Here is a 13,857-nt window from a genome sequence, read left to right as displayed (position 1 = left end):
GAAGAAAGCGCCCTGCACAGCAGGGCGCTTTTTTTGTTTTGTTTATCTGAAATTGAGTGTGACCTGGATACCCAGGTAGGTTTCCAGCTAAATATATCAGCGATTTTTCAAATATATCGACCATAACTCCGAATATATCGGCGATTATTTCAATATATCGACGATTCGACAAGGGATATCGACTTATCGACAAATTACGACATAGTAGAGCTGGCATATACCCCCCTCAATATTTAGATGATATCCATAAGGTGGCCGAATGGAAGTAGTTGAGACTAAGATACTGACAAACCCACAGGAGAATCCACAAGGAAATCCACCAAAATACTCGTAAAACCACTTAACAAACTTTCTGACAAATCCCCGTTCTATCAAAGAATTCAACAACTAAAAAAAGAAAATTTCTCATATAAAAAAGGACAATCTTTTGCTTTTTCTCACAATGCGAGTACAATGTAAAATAGCAAGAAAAGACGAAAAGTATTTACAGGATTATTGCGTGCGCATAGCGTAAATGGCAGTAAGGAACTGAGAGGAGGTTTTTTCTCTGAATATAAATAAAGAAACAATCATCCATCTTTATCATACAAACGATATACATAGTCATTTTGAAAATTGGCCGCAAATTTCTCGGTTTGTACAAGAGGAGAAAAAGCGAAGACAGGAAGCGGGAGAGACTGTTTTGACGGTTGATATCGGCGATCATGTGGATCGTTTTCATAGTATTTCGGAAGCGACGAATGGACTTGGCAATACGAAGCTTTTGAATGAGGCGTTATATGATTATGTAACGATCGGAAATAATGAAGGAATTACGTTAGCGAAGGAGCATTTGAATCGTCTATATGATGATGCTGGATTTGAGGTGCTCGTCGCGAATTTATTTGAAAAAGAAGGGGTACGTCCGGAGTGGGCAAAGCCTTATAAATTACATACAACGACAGATGGGATTACGATTGCTTTTATCGGATTAACGGTAGCTTATCCGGAGTTTTATTATATGCTCGATTGGCATATTGAAGATCCGCTTATCCATTTAGAGTCAATTTTAGAAGAAGTGAAAGATGAGGCTCATATTACAGTTGTTCTTTCTCACCTTGGAAAAAGCATGGATGAGTATATGGCGGAGCATTATGATGTAGATGTTATTTTAGGGGCACATACGCATCATTTATTTGAGCGAGGCGTTCTTATGAATAATACGTTACTTTGTTGTTGTGAAAAGTGGGGACGTTACGTTGGGCACGTTCAGCTTACTGTGGATAAAGAGACGAAGAAGCTGTTGAAAAAGGACGGTAGAGCGATTAAGACAGAACGTTTAGGTGCTTACAGCAAACCGTTATCCACAATTGAATTGCTGCAGGAAGAAAGTAAACAGATTATGGCAGAGCCTGTCGTTCATGTAAAGGAATCATTGCCGGTCGATTGGTTTCAGGAAACAGCATTTTCGCACATGTTAGCAAATGCGCTGAAAATGTGGTGCGGTGCAGAGATTGGAATGGTGAACGCGGGTGTACTTCTTGAAGGATTAGAAGAAGGTGTTGTGACGCGCGGAGATATTCACAGAATTTGTCCACATCCAATTAATCCTTGTGCTTTGAAAGTTCCAGGAAAGATATTAAGAGAAGTTATTTTGAAAGCACGTAAACCGAATATGGAGAATCTTGAGGTAAAAGGATTCGGATTTCGGGGAAAAGTGATGGGGAAAATGATTTACGCTGGTGTAGAAGTCATTCCAGATACGATTCCCGGGAATAAAATTTTACTCGAAGATGTATTAATTAACGGGGAATCGCTGGAATTAGATCGTATATATACAGTAGGAACGATTGATATGTTTACATTTGGCTACTTATACCCAGAGCTATCCACACTTTCTGACAAACAATATTATATGCCAGAACTACTTAGAGATGTGTTAACAGATATGTTAATAACTTATACATCTTCCGTTAAACTATAGGCTAGTTAACTTGTAACACTCATTTTTCTCTTGTCATACAGATAAGAAAGAGAGGAGTGTGAACTATGGTTAATGTGGAGCCAATTATAATTGATAATTATACGTTTATTGCAGTTAGCGTGAAACTTCCAAAGACGAATTTGCTAGCTGTAATGAGCGATAAAGGATATATTATGTGTGGTGCATTAGATGTAGGTCTTTTAAATGAGAAATTAGGTGATCGAGGAATTATTGCTGGCCGTGCGGTTGGTGTAAGAACGATTGAACAACTTCTTGAAGCGCCACTAGAATCGGTAACGACTGGAGCTGAAGCATTAGGCATTCCAGCAGGAACGATTGGAAAAGAAGCATTATTAAAAATGAGATAAGCATATATCGTCCCTCCTTCTTGCATAGAAATGATATAAGAAGGAGGTTTTTTTATGAGTATATTTCGCTCGAAAAACTCGCGGTTTCGAAAGGGACCTATTGCCTTTCGGTATATACTGCTTATGTCGTTTATTCTTTTTGTTATATTACTTACGCAAGGGTTGTGGATTGTGAATAATAACATTCAGCCGACCTTAATTAAATATGGGGAAGTAGAGACACATAAAATGGCGACAGCAATTATGACGAAGGCAGTAAAGGATCGAATTAATGAAGGATTCGATGTCGATTCATTAATGAAAGTACAGAATGATAAAAACGGAAAAGTATCCACAATTAATTTAAATACGAAGCAAGTAAATGAAATCGTAACGTCAACGACCACGTACATAGAAAAATATTTGCAACAAGTAGAACAAGGGAAGTTGAAGGAGCTAGGTATTTCTGAAAAAAACGGGGCGACTATGGCAGTTCCTTTTGGGCGTGTAACAGATAATGCACTTCTTGGTAATATAGGACCAGATATTCCAATTAATTTCACGCCAATTGGTCATGTGAATACAGATATTAAACAAAAAATTGAGCCGCATGGGATTAATACTACAGCGATTCAAATTGTTATGGAAATGGAAGTAACATTGCAAGTAATTATTCCATTTCATACGAAAGAGATAACGGTGAAACAAAATGTTCCAATTGCGACGCGTATCGTTCAAGGGGAAGTGCCTACGTATTATGGAAGCGGAAGTGTTGCTGTACCTGATAAAAAGAAAACAGATAGTTAATTGCATATAAAGTGAAACTCGGCTGAGCCGGGCTTTTACTGGATAAAAAATAACCGTAGCAATGCGCTACGGTTATCGTTTTGTATTTGCTCGTTCTTTGCGTTCCCAAAGGCTTAAATGCATGTATGGATCGAAGGCCCATTCTGTATAGCCATTGTCTTTATACATGCCAAAATGTAAGTGGGGTGGAAATTTTCCGGCTGTACCAGGAGGTCCATAACCAGTGCTACCAACAAATCCGATTACTTTTCCTGGTTCAACAATTTGTCCAAGCTGTATTTCTTTTGAAAACCCGCCTAAATGGGCGTAATAATGGTAATTGTTATGAAGGTCACGAATACCAATGCGCCATCCACCAAGGCGGTTCCAACCTTTCGTTTCAATAATGCCATAGCAAGTCGATCTTACTGGCACGCCATATCCGGCGAAAATATCGGTTCCTTCATGAATCCTTCTGCCGCCAAAACTTCTTCCAGCGCCGAAAGTACTACGGTAGCTATGGTCACTACGAATCGGAAGAGGAAAAGCATTTCCTTCTAAATTAATACGTCCATAATGTTTATAAATTTGGGCGTATTCGCTAATTAAATCAACTGTTTTTGCACGTCTATAATATTCCCAAAGCATAATTTTAATACGGTCTTCTGACGTTCCTTGTTTCCTTAAAATAGTCGCTGCGGTATGCAGAAGATCACGGTCGCTATTTGCATTTGCAAATCCATCTTTGTCACCATCTAAACCTATTCCGCCAAATAGAGAAATTGTATGGGGGAGAGTATCGTTACTATTAATAGGCCCAGCCCATATTTCTGGTTTGAAATAAAGGGAAATGATGGCATCTGGTTTTTTCGGAATATCTTTTCTTACGCTCCGTATATTTCTTTCATATTGATCCATTGCAGCTAAGTAATACCATGGAATGCCTGAAGACTGCTCGGTTTCTTTATATAGTGCCATGCGCTTTTCGTATATGCTTTGCTGATTATCTTCACCGTAAGCGATGTTTTGGTGGAGAAGAAAACAAATAGAAAGCAAAAGAGAAATTTTTCGAAGCATGAAATAGACTCCTTTCACAACATCACTCTTTTTAGTGTGGGATATACGGAGTATTTCATTATAGGGAACGATTGGAAAAAATCTTAGAATCTTCATTTGAGCAAATCGCTTTCATACGTTAGAATAGATATGTTACATTGAAAGAAGCGAACACGGTAAACTATTTCATATTGTGCGGAGTTGATAACCATGACAAAACAAACAGAATATAAGCGCAAGCCCGAATGGTTGAAAATTAAGTTAAACACGAATGAAAACTATACAGGCTTAAAGAAAATGATGCGTTCTAAGAATCTTCATACCGTTTGTGAAGAGGCAAAATGTCCGAATATTCATGAATGCTGGGCTGTAAGAAAAACAGCAACATTTATGATTTTAGGTGCGGTTTGTACACGTGCTTGTCGTTTTTGTGCGGTTAAAACAGGCTTACCAACTGAGCTTGATTTACAAGAACCAGAACGCGTAGCAGATTCAGTAGTTCAAATGGGCTTAAAGCACGTTGTTATAACAGCGGTTGCACGTGATGATTTAAAGGACGGGGGAGCAGCTGTTTTTGCTGAAACAGTACGCGCAGTACGTCGTAAAAACCCATTCACGTCTATCGAAGTATTACCATCTGATATGGGTGGAGTAGAAGAAAACTTAAAAATGTTAATGGATGCAAAACCAGATATTCTAAACCATAACATTGAAACAGTACGTCGATTATCTGACCGAGTTCGCGCTAGAGCAAAATATGAACGTTCATTAGAGTTTTTACGTCGAGCGAAAGAAATGCAGCCTGATATTCCAACTAAATCGAGCATTATGGTGGGCTTAGGTGAAACGAGAGAAGATTTAATTGAAGCAATGGATGACTTACGTGCAAACAATGTGGATATTTTAACTCTTGGGCAATACCTACAACCATCTAAGAAGCATTTACCAGTTCTTAAATATTACCCACCAGCAGAATTTGCAGAGCTTAAAGAAATTGCACTTAGCAAAGGATTTAGCCACTGTGAAGCTGGCCCACTTGTGCGTTCTTCTTACCATGCGGACGAGCAAGTACGTTCTGCAAAAGAAAAAACAGCAGAAGCTAAATAATGAAAAAAGAGAGCTAGCGATTAGCTCTCTTTTTGTTTGTACTCTAAAACGGTATTTGTACATGTTAATAAAATCTTTTTTAATTCTTCTGTGGATAATTCAATTGTAAATTCAGGAACACCAGGTGTAATTAAAATTTTATCGTACGTATAAATAGCGTTATCCACAATAATTGTTACATCGTGTGAATATCCGAAAGGAGCTACACATCCCGGCGTACAACCAGTTTTGTCTCGCAGTTCATCAGGAGAACAGAGAGATAAGCGTTCTCCTGTTAGCTCTTTCATCTCTCCCCGGTTGAGCCTTGTGCCCTCTAACGTAAAAAATACGTAATAATCTCCAGACTTTGATTTTAAAAATAAGCTTTTACTTGGAGAGCCTTGTAAGCCAAGTCTCTCACGTACGATCCGATCCGTCTCATAATCGAGTACTGGTTCGTGTTCGAATTTTTCATAAGAAACATTTGTTTTATGTAGTAAAGCAAGTACGTCTTCGTACATATGAAATGATACCCCTTTCTATTGTTAGAACAGTCTCTTCTCGTGGCGTCAACTGAATGTTTTGGAAAGGGATATTACTTGGACGATGCTTCCCATAAGCGTTTTATGATACATTGTTCGTCGATTGTAATTTCGTAAATATCAGGATTGGTTAAAGTTCTCCATTCATTAAAGCCAATCGTATGATCAAAATGCTTTAAAATGAGCGTAAGTAAATTGCCATGTGTAACAAGTAGTGTTGTCGTATGGTTTAATTGTAAAACGTCTTGAATAAGCGAAATGGCACGGTCTGTTGCTTGTTTTGTTGACTCTCCGCCTGAAAAGGCAATATCTATGTTCGTAAAAGTGGATTCTAGTTTTTGCATCCAATCATCCATTGGAACGTTGCTCAATATGCGTTCAGTTAATCGTTCATCTTCTTGGATAGATAAGTTAGCTTGGAGCGCATAGGGCCGAATGGAATCGATAGCTCGGACAAATGGGCTTGAAACAATATGATCGATTTGTAGATGATTTTCTAAGAGGAATGTAGCAAGAGTATTTGCTTGGTCTTTTCCATCGGTCGTTAATTCATCATCACGTTTTTGCCCAGTTGCTGAACAATGTCGTATTACAATAATTTTCTTCATAATTCATCCCCATCTTTCAAGTTGACGCTATATACTTCGACAAATGTGGAAATAATTCCTTTTTCTTGGAAACGGCATATTGATTTAAATATGTGGATAATGAACATTTGAGGTGCAATCATGAATAAAATGATATGTATTGTATTTAGTCTTTGTTTTTTTATACACTTGTCCACAACTTATGCAGAGTCGAATCAAAAACTAAATTATCCAAGCAATCGAAATAAGTCATTTGTGAGTGAGGATGTTTTTTATAAACAGTTAGACAAGAAAATCTATAAAGAATACAATAATGCAGCATATAGTGTTCGGAAAAAAATCTTATTTAAAGAAGTGGCTGATGAAGAATTTTCTTTCCTACAAAAAACAGCCATGGGTTGTCGGAGTAGTGTGATGCTTCAAGATTTTTTTGTTCATCCTGATCGCCAAGTTTATTTTTTCGCTTCCTTTTCTCAAAATGAAGTAGAAGAGTTTCATAAATATATCGTTATAGATGCAGAAACAAAGAGGGAGCTGCAAGAAGGAAAAAGCTATCACCATTGCGACAATCCATAAAAAATACCCCACCAATCGGTGGGGTATTTTTTACTCCGGCACACTCATTAATTTCGCTTTCATCTTGCGAATAAGAACGACAGCCCCAATTGTGAAGAGAAGGGTAATTCCTTCGGCAACAAAGATATTGATTGTTTTTGTTTGGTAAAGTGCCGCGAAAAAGTCTACAAATGCGTGGAATAGTATAGCGTATACTAGGAAGATATATTTCTTCTGTTTGACTGCGTATAAAACAAGCATTGTAAAGGCGATTTGAAGCACGAGTGCCATAATTCTTTCTAAGCTACCAAGGAAGTATAAGTAGGCAGGTTGCTGAATTAACATGTCCTGTAAAATGCTAAGCTCGGGTTTTTGTTCAATCAGTCGAGCGAAGCTACCATCGTTAATAGAATTAGCAAAGATTAATGCTTGTAATGCAGAAAAGCCGCCAATTAAAATAGATTCAATTCCGCCGTGACCTATTCCATAAGCGAAGCCATCTTTATATTCTAGATATTTTTTTAGTAAGAAGAAGAAGGCAACGAAGCGTCCTAATTCTTCAAAAATACCAGCAGTCAATCCGCCATAAATTGCGAAGACAAACGGATTTTCTAAAAATGGAGCGATTGTTGGATTACCGCGCATAAATAGGTGGAATGGTGTTTCAAGAATTTGGGTAAATCCGATAAAGATAAGAACACCAATGCCGACCACTTTCCAATTAATATGATATTTTTTACGGAAATAAACGAGTACGATAATTGGGACCAGAATCGAGACAATGAGTTGAAAGATGATGCTGGCAATTACAGTATTTGAAACCATACTTTCACCGCTTTCTAATATATGTACATATCTATTATGCATGAAATAGGGGAGAGATGAAACTTTTAGAAAGAAAATGAATTTACTTATTGACTCTAACGTTGCGTCATACTTTATCGTATGTACTAAGGGGGGATACAAATGACAATGAGAGTAAAAGAAGTAGCTGATTTAGTTGGAATTAGTGTGCGCACACTGCATCATTACGATGAAATTGGGTTGTTAACCCCAGACGAGACGACAGAGTCTGGATATCGTCTGTATTCCAATGAAAATTTAGAGACGTTGCAGCAAATTTTGTTTTTTAAAGAACTAGGCTTCCCTTTGAAGAAAATTAAAGAAATTATCATGAGTCCATCATTTGATCGCGAAGAGGCACTACAGCTTCATAAGAAAATGCTTCTTGAAAAGCGTGCCAGATTAGATAAGGTGATTGCGACGATTGATAAAACAATTCAGCATACAAAAGGAGAGATTGAAATGACGAATAAAGAGAAATTTGAAGGATTCGATTTCAGCCATAACCCATATGAAGAAGAAGCACGTGAAAGATGGGGAGACGCAGCTGTAGATAAAGCGAATGAATATGCGAAAGGTATGTCAAAAGAGAAGCAAGAAGAGTTTAATGCTATTTACAGAAATTTAGTGGCACTTAGACACGGTGCACCTGATTCCAAAGAGGCGCAAGAAGCTATCAAAGTATGGTACGATTACTTGCAAAACTTTAGTCACTATTCATTAGATGCTTTTAAAGGACTCGGCCAAATGTACGTCGCTGATGAGCGCTTTACGAAAAATATCGATAAGTTTGGCGAAGGTTTAGCGCAGTTTATGTGTGATGCAATGGAAGTTTATGCGGATCGTAATAAAAAATAAAAAGTAAAACAGGTGGAGATTTTCTCCACCTGTTTTACTTTTTAATCATATCATTCAAGGTCTGATCTCCCGTATTGTTCAAATGAGGATTTTTACTCATTTCACGTTTTAGCATATCGAGGCTTTGCGTATATTCTGTATCATTTAATGCGCCAGATTGAAGGCCTTGAATTTGGGAAATCAACTTTTGGTCTGTTGATACATATGCTTTATAATAGCGAGGGACGATGGACAAAGCAGCTCTATATACTTGATCCGCTACAAGTTTTGGATCCGTTGTGTTTGCACGATATACAACAAATACTTCATCATCGGTAACGAGTGTAGCAGCGTTTGTAACGTCAGGAAGTTTGACGGTCATGCTTGTAATCATTTCAGCGACTTTCTCGCGATTAATGGCCCCTACTTGTTTGTTAGATACTTCATGCTTTTGTTTAGAAGAATAACCGACTCTTGTGAGTCTTGTATTTGTATTTTCCGTATGATACATGTCATTTTTATTGGAAACAAGAACACGGCTTCCTTCTTCACGTTCCATTTCGGCTTTATTTGCTGGCTGGCAGCCTGCAAATAAGGAAAGAGTGAGGAGAGAGAGCATAATTTGTTTTTTCACGATGTATCACCTCCTTCTCCATAGCATGCACTAATTTTCAATTTTTTGTATTTGAAATTGTTGGTTGGTATGCTTTGTGATACGATAAAAAGAAGAATGCTTAGAGAGGAAGTTAATGATGGAGCAAAAGCAAGAGCAAGAGATGCATGCTACGGTGAGCATTAATAATGTTCAGTACGAAGTAATTAAAAACTTTCGTGATGGTTTTAGTGAAGAAGCATTTAAAGAGCGTTATGCAGAAATTTTAAATAAATATGATTACATCGTTGGGGACTGGGGTTATGAGCAACTTAGATTGCGCGGTTTCTTTGATGATAGTAATCAACGTTCGACATATGATACGAAAATTAGTACGTTATCAGAGTATTTATACGAGTACTGTAACTTCGGTTGTGCACACTTCGTATTACGAAAAGTGAAGAAATAAAAAAATCCTCTTACAATTGTAAGAGGATTTTTTGCATATACTCGCTTACAAACAAATCGAGATATAATCGCCTTCAGAAAGTATTGTATTTGGCTTCATTTGTTGCCGGGAAACATGATCATACTACAGATGCATTACGTTCCTTTTTGAGACTCCCAGGATTAAAGTCGCAAGCCTGAATCTTTGCGGAATGAAGGATGGGATTCTTGAATGACTAAACGTTCGCAGTCCATTTCTGTTTTGAACAGTCTTCAAGATGAGGGCATCTCATTGCCCCTCCTAAACCAGACCATATAGGTGCTTAGGCTGATTGACTGTTACCATCAATCACAGTTGCGTAGCGAATGTTCATCGCCCCAACGATATCACGATGTGTCTTAAATCCACATCGACACTTGTATTTTCTATCTCGCGCCTTGTTCTTTTCGGCACATTGCGGACAACTTTGACTTGTATAAGATGGATTCACATATTCAACTTGAATACCAGCTAGCATTGCTTTATACGCAATAAATCGTGATAAACGATAGAATGACCAAGTGTGTAGGTTTTTTTCGTTTTTACGGCTTGTTCTTGCCGTCTGTCTTATATTCGTTAGTTTTTCTAATCGAATGACAGAAATATGATTATCAACCGCAAAATTAATAATTTTACGACTTATTTTATGATCTTTGTCCTGCATCCATCTTTGCTCTTTATTATCTAATTGCTGAATGGCATTCAATTTTTTGTCTTTTCCTAACTTCTTACGAACACTACGAAACTGACGCTTCTTATATTTGTTTTGTCTACCATTCCCAAAGAAACGAACCTTATCATCATCTGTGATTGCTACCGCAGGGACCTTGAGGCCTAGGTCTATCCCTAAAATTTTCGTTCCTACTCCTTCATTCGTAGGAAGTGTGACAGATATTTGGGCCATCCACTTATTCGATTTCTTTGTGATACGAAGTGTGCCTAACTTATGTTTTAACAAATTTAAATTGCGATTGTTTTTATCGACTAATAAAGCGCGTACCTTTAAACGAGTTGACTTTCCATTTATCATTAACGGGATAGAAATATGATTGTAATCGAAGGAATAATTTTGATTGTTCCATACGCAAATAGGCTTCTTTAGAATCGGAATAGTTTTATAATTGCTCTTCTTTACTTTTGTAGCAAACAAACTTTTCGCATCTTTAATCGCTTGATTCTTCACCGCGCTTGGGATATTCGCTTTAATATCTTTTGTGCTTTTCTTTGTACTTTTCTTTGCTTCAACCATTTCTGATACAAGTGTATTTATAACTTTGATATATTCATGGCTACTTTTTTCCAATAAACGAATTTGTACTTTTGTTGGAATCAATTTCACTTTCACTGTCAGGGTCTGTGACATATGTTTCATCCCCTTATTTTTGGATTTCCGGCATCGGTTATTCGATAAGTTTTTAGCAACATGTTGAAATGTTCTTCTATCAATTACTTATTTCCGGAAAACTACAACAGGAAAAAGACAGAAGAAACTACTTATACTTTGGCGTTCCTTCTATTTATTTTTAATTATAATACATCAAATTGAATATTAAAAATATTTATAATAGAAAAACACCAGCTAAAAACTGGTGTTTGAGATAAATTATATAAGTTCAAATAAAAATGAGCGTAATTCTTCTGCAATTTCTTCAGTCATAGAAAATGCGTGCTCTAAGTAGCCTGGTTCGTTTAAATCGTCAGCACCGATAATTGCAAATTTATTACTTTGCATATCAAGTACAATTGTTTTACCGTAATGACGATCGGAGTATAAAAGCGCTAAATCATGACGCTCATTTTCTCCCATAAAGCTAACGAAACGAGTTTTTGTAGCGACAGTATCGTCGTACAGAAAGAAACGTTCTTCCATACACATGGCTCCTTTATTAAATATCTAAGTTTAAGTGTGGTTTATGATCTAAATGGTGATGCGTTTTAATGAATCGTACTGTTCTTGTTTTGTAACGCATTACGATAGAGTATGTTTCAGCTAAATCTCCGCCAAGGAATTTAACACCGTCTAATAACTCACCAGCAGATACACCAGTTGCTGAGAAGATTGCATCATCCCCAGATACTAAGTCATCTAACATAAGAAGTTGACGAGGATCTTCTAATCCCATTTCACGACAACGAGCTTCTTCTTCTTCGTTCATTGGAACTAAGCGAGCTTGCATTTCACCTTCAAGACATTTTAATGCTGCTGCAGAAATAACACCTTCTGGAGCTCCGCCAATACCTACGAATAAGTCGATACCCGTTCCAGGTAGTGCTGTTGCGATTGACGCACCAACATCACCGTCACCAAATAATTTTACACGTGCACCTTTAGCACGAACACGATCGATAATATCTTGATGACGTTCACGTTCTTGAACGATAACTGTTAGATCGCGAATCTTTTTATTGTTAGCTTCTGCTACAATTTCAATTGTTTTTTCAATTGGATCATCTAAGCTAATTTTACCAGCTGCTTTTGGACCAACCGCGATTTTTTCCATGTACATATCAGGAGCATGAAGAAGGTTTCCTTTATCTGCGATTGCGATAACTGCCATTGCATTTGCAAGACCTTTTGCAACGATGTTTGTACCTTCTAGTGGGTCAACGGCGATGTCTACTTCTGGACCGTTACCTGTTCCTAGTTCTTCACCAATATACAGCATCGGTGCTTCATCAAGTTCTCCTTCACCAATTACAACTGTACCTGCCATGTTTACTGAATCAAACATATCACGCATTGCTGTAGTTGCTGCATCATCTGCTTCGTTCTTCTTTCCGCGGCCCATCCACTGTGCGGATGCTAATGCTGCTGCTTCTGTTACACGGACAATTTCTAGTGCGAGTTCACGTTCCAAGATTTCATTCCTCCAATTTCAAAAATCATACAAATATAACTATAACAAATAACAGAGAAAAGGTGAATTCGAAAAATTGTCGATTTTTTCAGAAGAAAGCGTTACAATTAAAATGTAAATGCTTTAATTTCCAGGTAGGTGACATTCATGTATTTTGTAGACAGAAAGAAAATAGAACAAATGCTAGTATGTTTAGAACGAGCAACAAGTACATTTCAAGAGAAAAAGATATATGAAACCGAGTTTGAATTTTATGCATTAGAGCGCATAGCCCATCTTATTATTGATACTGTATTAGATGTAGGAAATGCGATGATTGATGGATTTATTATGCGCGATCCAGGAAGTTATGAAGATATTATTGATATTTTAATGGATGAGCGAGTGATAAGTGAAGAAGATGGACAAGGGATGAAAGAAATTATCCTTCTTCGAAAAATGCTTATGCAAGATTATATTCAAATGAATCATGATGAATTATATAAGACGATTCAAAAACATATTGCAGTGGTAGAAAAATACCCAGCAAATATTCGCAGTTATTTAGAAAAGGAATTAGGACCTGTATCTGCATTTGTACCAGAATAATTATGCTTATAAGATCCCCAGAGAATGCCTTTTGGGGATCTTATATTGTATGTGAGAAAGAAAAGGGAGAAGGGTGAAGTATGGGGGAAGCACGTACTACGAAAGACGAGATTGTACAATTGTTGAAAGTAAAGGGAGAGCACACGGTAGCGGAACTAGCTGACGTTTTAGAGATTACAGAAATGGCAATCCGAAGACATTTAAGTAATCTTGAGAAAGACGGACTCATTTATTCTAAGATGGTAAGGCAACATGTCGGAAGACCAACTTATTTGTATGGATTAAGTGAAAAGGGAGAAGATACATTCCCGAAAGAGTATAAGCAATTTGCGATTGATATGCTAGAAGATTTAGCTCGAATGGGCGATGAAAAAATACTTCGTTATGTTTTAAAAGAGAGAACGAAGCGAATGGAAGAACAGTTACAAAAGCGAGTGAGTGATCAAAAGAATTTAGCATATAAAGTGCAAGAGATAGCAGCGATGCAAGAGAAAAATGGTTATATGGTTCAAATTAAGAGAGACGGAGAGAACTCTTTCGTAATTGAAAAACAAAACTGTCCGTTAAAGGAAATTGCAGAGAGATTTCCGCAAGTATGTGAAGATGAAAAAGAGATGTATAAGCGTTTATTTGCAGGGGCAGATGTAAAGACGTTAGCAAACATGTGCGAGGGCGATTGTAGTTGTTCTTACCAAGTAAAAGAGAAAAAATGAACGTTATGGGGCGCTTT

17 protein-coding genes are annotated in these 13,857 nt (G+C 37.3%); 9 read left to right on the top strand and 8 right to left on the bottom strand.

The features are described 5' to 3' along the window. Positions 1-547 precede the first annotated feature (547 nt). The 3 genes from F3I02_RS27490 to yunB all read left to right on the top strand — a co-directional run bounded on the left by F3I02_RS27490 (position 548) and on the right by yunB (position 3,117). On the top strand, positions 548-1,963 hold the full coding sequence (locus tag F3I02_RS27490) for a bifunctional metallophosphatase/5'-nucleotidase (protein ID WP_269061767.1): 1,416 nt from the start codon (positions 548-550) through the stop codon (positions 1,961-1,963). Between the two features lie 65 nt (positions 1,964-2,028). Continuing rightward, positions 2,029-2,331, top strand: coding sequence for a YunC family protein (locus F3I02_RS27485; RefSeq protein ID WP_000248466.1), 303 nt, complete (start codon positions 2,029-2,031; stop codon positions 2,329-2,331). Between the two features lie 54 nt (positions 2,332-2,385). Continuing rightward, positions 2,386-3,117, top strand: a complete 732-nt coding sequence (gene yunB, locus F3I02_RS27480) for a sporulation protein YunB (protein ID WP_196478634.1) — start codon at positions 2,386-2,388, stop codon at positions 3,115-3,117. Between the two features lie 72 nt (positions 3,118-3,189). On the opposite strand, the gene F3I02_RS27475 is transcribed toward yunB, so the two are convergent. Then, entirely contained in the window at positions 3,190-4,173 is a 984-nt protein-coding gene (locus tag F3I02_RS27475; RefSeq protein ID WP_000944665.1) for a M23 family metallopeptidase, read from the bottom strand. Between the two features lie 189 nt (positions 4,174-4,362). Here F3I02_RS27475 and lipA point away from each other — a divergent pair, with 189 nt between their 5' ends. Continuing rightward, complete coding sequence (gene lipA, locus F3I02_RS27470) at positions 4,363-5,259, top strand: lipoyl synthase (protein WP_000166372.1); 897 nt, start codon at positions 4,363-4,365, stop codon at positions 5,257-5,259. Positions 5,260-5,279: 20 nt separating this feature from the next. Here lipA and F3I02_RS27465 read toward each other — a convergent pair whose 3' ends face one another. Together F3I02_RS27465 and F3I02_RS27460 are read right to left on the bottom strand one after the other, a co-directional pair. Further along, positions 5,280-5,759, bottom strand: a complete 480-nt coding sequence (locus F3I02_RS27465; protein WP_000272740.1) for a YbaK/EbsC family protein — start codon at positions 5,757-5,759, stop codon at positions 5,280-5,282. Between the two features lie 74 nt (positions 5,760-5,833). Then, complete coding sequence (locus tag F3I02_RS27460; protein ID WP_196478633.1) at positions 5,834-6,388, bottom strand: histidine phosphatase family protein; 555 nt, start codon at positions 6,386-6,388, stop codon at positions 5,834-5,836. Positions 6,389-6,508: 120 nt separating this feature from the next. Here F3I02_RS27460 and F3I02_RS27455 point away from each other — a divergent pair, with 120 nt between their 5' ends. Next, positions 6,509-6,943 (top strand): hypothetical protein, encoded by a 435-nt coding sequence (locus F3I02_RS27455; RefSeq protein ID WP_196478632.1) that lies wholly within the window; start codon positions 6,509-6,511, stop codon positions 6,941-6,943. A 30-nt stretch (positions 6,944-6,973) separates the two neighbouring features. Here F3I02_RS27455 and F3I02_RS27450 read toward each other — a convergent pair whose 3' ends face one another. Continuing rightward, complete coding sequence (locus F3I02_RS27450) at positions 6,974-7,789, bottom strand: YhfC family intramembrane metalloprotease (protein ID WP_196478631.1); 816 nt, start codon at positions 7,787-7,789, stop codon at positions 6,974-6,976. 99 nt (positions 7,790-7,888) lie between these two features. On the opposite strand from F3I02_RS27450, the gene F3I02_RS27445 reads away from it, so the two are divergent. Next, entirely contained in the window at positions 7,889-8,623 is a 735-nt protein-coding gene (locus F3I02_RS27445) for a MerR family transcriptional regulator (protein ID WP_196478630.1), read from the top strand. Between the two features lie 34 nt (positions 8,624-8,657). On the opposite strand, the gene F3I02_RS27440 is transcribed toward F3I02_RS27445, so the two are convergent. Then, a complete protein-coding gene (locus F3I02_RS27440) occupies positions 8,658-9,236 on the bottom strand; it encodes a YhcN/YlaJ family sporulation lipoprotein (RefSeq protein WP_000744207.1) in 579 nt (192 codons plus the stop codon). A gap of 115 nt (positions 9,237-9,351) precedes the next feature. On the opposite strand from F3I02_RS27440, the gene F3I02_RS27435 reads away from it, so the two are divergent. Then, positions 9,352-9,663 carry a YutD family protein gene (locus tag F3I02_RS27435; RefSeq protein ID WP_002003766.1) on the top strand — a complete coding sequence of 104 codons (312 nt, stop codon included), beginning with the start codon at positions 9,352-9,354 and terminating at the stop codon, positions 9,661-9,663. A 301-nt stretch (positions 9,664-9,964) separates the two neighbouring features. On the opposite strand, the gene F3I02_RS27430 is transcribed toward F3I02_RS27435, so the two are convergent. From F3I02_RS27430 to glpX, 3 genes are all read right to left on the bottom strand, one after another. Further along, positions 9,965-11,044 carry an RNA-guided endonuclease InsQ/TnpB family protein gene (locus tag F3I02_RS27430; RefSeq protein ID WP_131251564.1) on the bottom strand — a complete coding sequence of 360 codons (1,080 nt, stop codon included), beginning with the start codon at positions 11,042-11,044 and terminating at the stop codon, positions 9,965-9,967. 240 nt (positions 11,045-11,284) lie between these two features. Continuing rightward, a complete protein-coding gene (locus F3I02_RS27425; protein WP_000392611.1) occupies positions 11,285-11,551 on the bottom strand; it encodes a DUF3055 domain-containing protein in 267 nt (88 codons plus the stop codon). A gap of 16 nt (positions 11,552-11,567) precedes the next feature. After that, positions 11,568-12,539 carry a class II fructose-bisphosphatase gene (glpX, locus tag F3I02_RS27420; RefSeq protein WP_000439090.1) on the bottom strand — a complete coding sequence of 324 codons (972 nt, stop codon included), beginning with the start codon at positions 12,537-12,539 and terminating at the stop codon, positions 11,568-11,570. Positions 12,540-12,686: 147 nt separating this feature from the next. Between glpX and F3I02_RS27415 the strand changes: the two genes are divergently transcribed. Beyond that, positions 12,687-13,127: a DUF86 domain-containing protein gene (locus tag F3I02_RS27415; protein ID WP_000274009.1), complete on the top strand. Its 441-nt coding sequence runs from the start codon at positions 12,687-12,689 to the stop codon at positions 13,125-13,127. A gap of 80 nt (positions 13,128-13,207) precedes the next feature. After that, on the top strand, positions 13,208-13,840 hold the full coding sequence (locus F3I02_RS27410; protein ID WP_000503343.1) for a helix-turn-helix transcriptional regulator: 633 nt from the start codon (positions 13,208-13,210) through the stop codon (positions 13,838-13,840). Positions 13,841-13,857: the final 17 nt, after the last annotated feature.

It is taken from the genome of Bacillus sp. SRB3LM (assembly GCF_015712745.1).
In the GTDB taxonomy this organism is placed as follows: domain Bacteria; phylum Bacillota; class Bacilli; order Bacillales; family Bacillaceae_G; genus Bacillus_A; species Bacillus_A thuringiensis_K.
This window is presented reverse-complemented; position numbering and strand designations above follow the sequence as displayed.

Bases quoted from the DNA above. Each gene is read 5' to 3' on its own strand.
- F3I02_RS27485 (WP_000248466.1), top strand. From the start codon at position 2,029: ATGGTTAATGTGGAGCCAATTATAATTGATAATTATACGTTTATTGCA.
- yunB (WP_196478634.1), top strand. From the start codon at position 2,386: ATGAGTATATTTCGCTCGAAAAACTCGCGGTTTCGAAAGGGACCTATT.
- F3I02_RS27475 (WP_000944665.1), bottom strand. From the start codon at position 4,173: ATGCTTCGAAAAATTTCTCTTTTGCTTTCTATTTGTTTTCTTCTCCAC.
- lipA (WP_000166372.1), top strand. From the start codon at position 4,363: ATGACAAAACAAACAGAATATAAGCGCAAGCCCGAATGGTTGAAAATT.
- F3I02_RS27465 (WP_000272740.1), bottom strand. From the start codon at position 5,759: ATGTACGAAGACGTACTTGCTTTACTACATAAAACAAATGTTTCTTAT.
- F3I02_RS27460 (WP_196478633.1), bottom strand. From the start codon at position 6,388: ATGAAGAAAATTATTGTAATACGACATTGTTCAGCAACTGGGCAAAAA.
- F3I02_RS27455 (WP_196478632.1), top strand. From the start codon at position 6,509: ATGAATAAAATGATATGTATTGTATTTAGTCTTTGTTTTTTTATACAC.
- F3I02_RS27450 (WP_196478631.1), bottom strand. From the start codon at position 7,789: ATGCATAATAGATATGTACATATATTAGAAAGCGGTGAAAGTATGGTT.
- F3I02_RS27445 (WP_196478630.1), top strand. From the start codon at position 7,889: ATGACAATGAGAGTAAAAGAAGTAGCTGATTTAGTTGGAATTAGTGTG.
- F3I02_RS27435 (WP_002003766.1), top strand. From the start codon at position 9,352: ATGATGGAGCAAAAGCAAGAGCAAGAGATGCATGCTACGGTGAGCATT.
- F3I02_RS27430 (WP_131251564.1), bottom strand. From the start codon at position 11,044: ATGTCACAGACCCTGACAGTGAAAGTGAAATTGATTCCAACAAAAGTA.
- F3I02_RS27425 (WP_000392611.1), bottom strand. From the start codon at position 11,551: ATGGAAGAACGTTTCTTTCTGTACGACGATACTGTCGCTACAAAAACT.
- F3I02_RS27415 (WP_000274009.1), top strand. From the start codon at position 12,687: ATGTATTTTGTAGACAGAAAGAAAATAGAACAAATGCTAGTATGTTTA.
- F3I02_RS27410 (WP_000503343.1), top strand. From the start codon at position 13,208: ATGGGGGAAGCACGTACTACGAAAGACGAGATTGTACAATTGTTGAAA.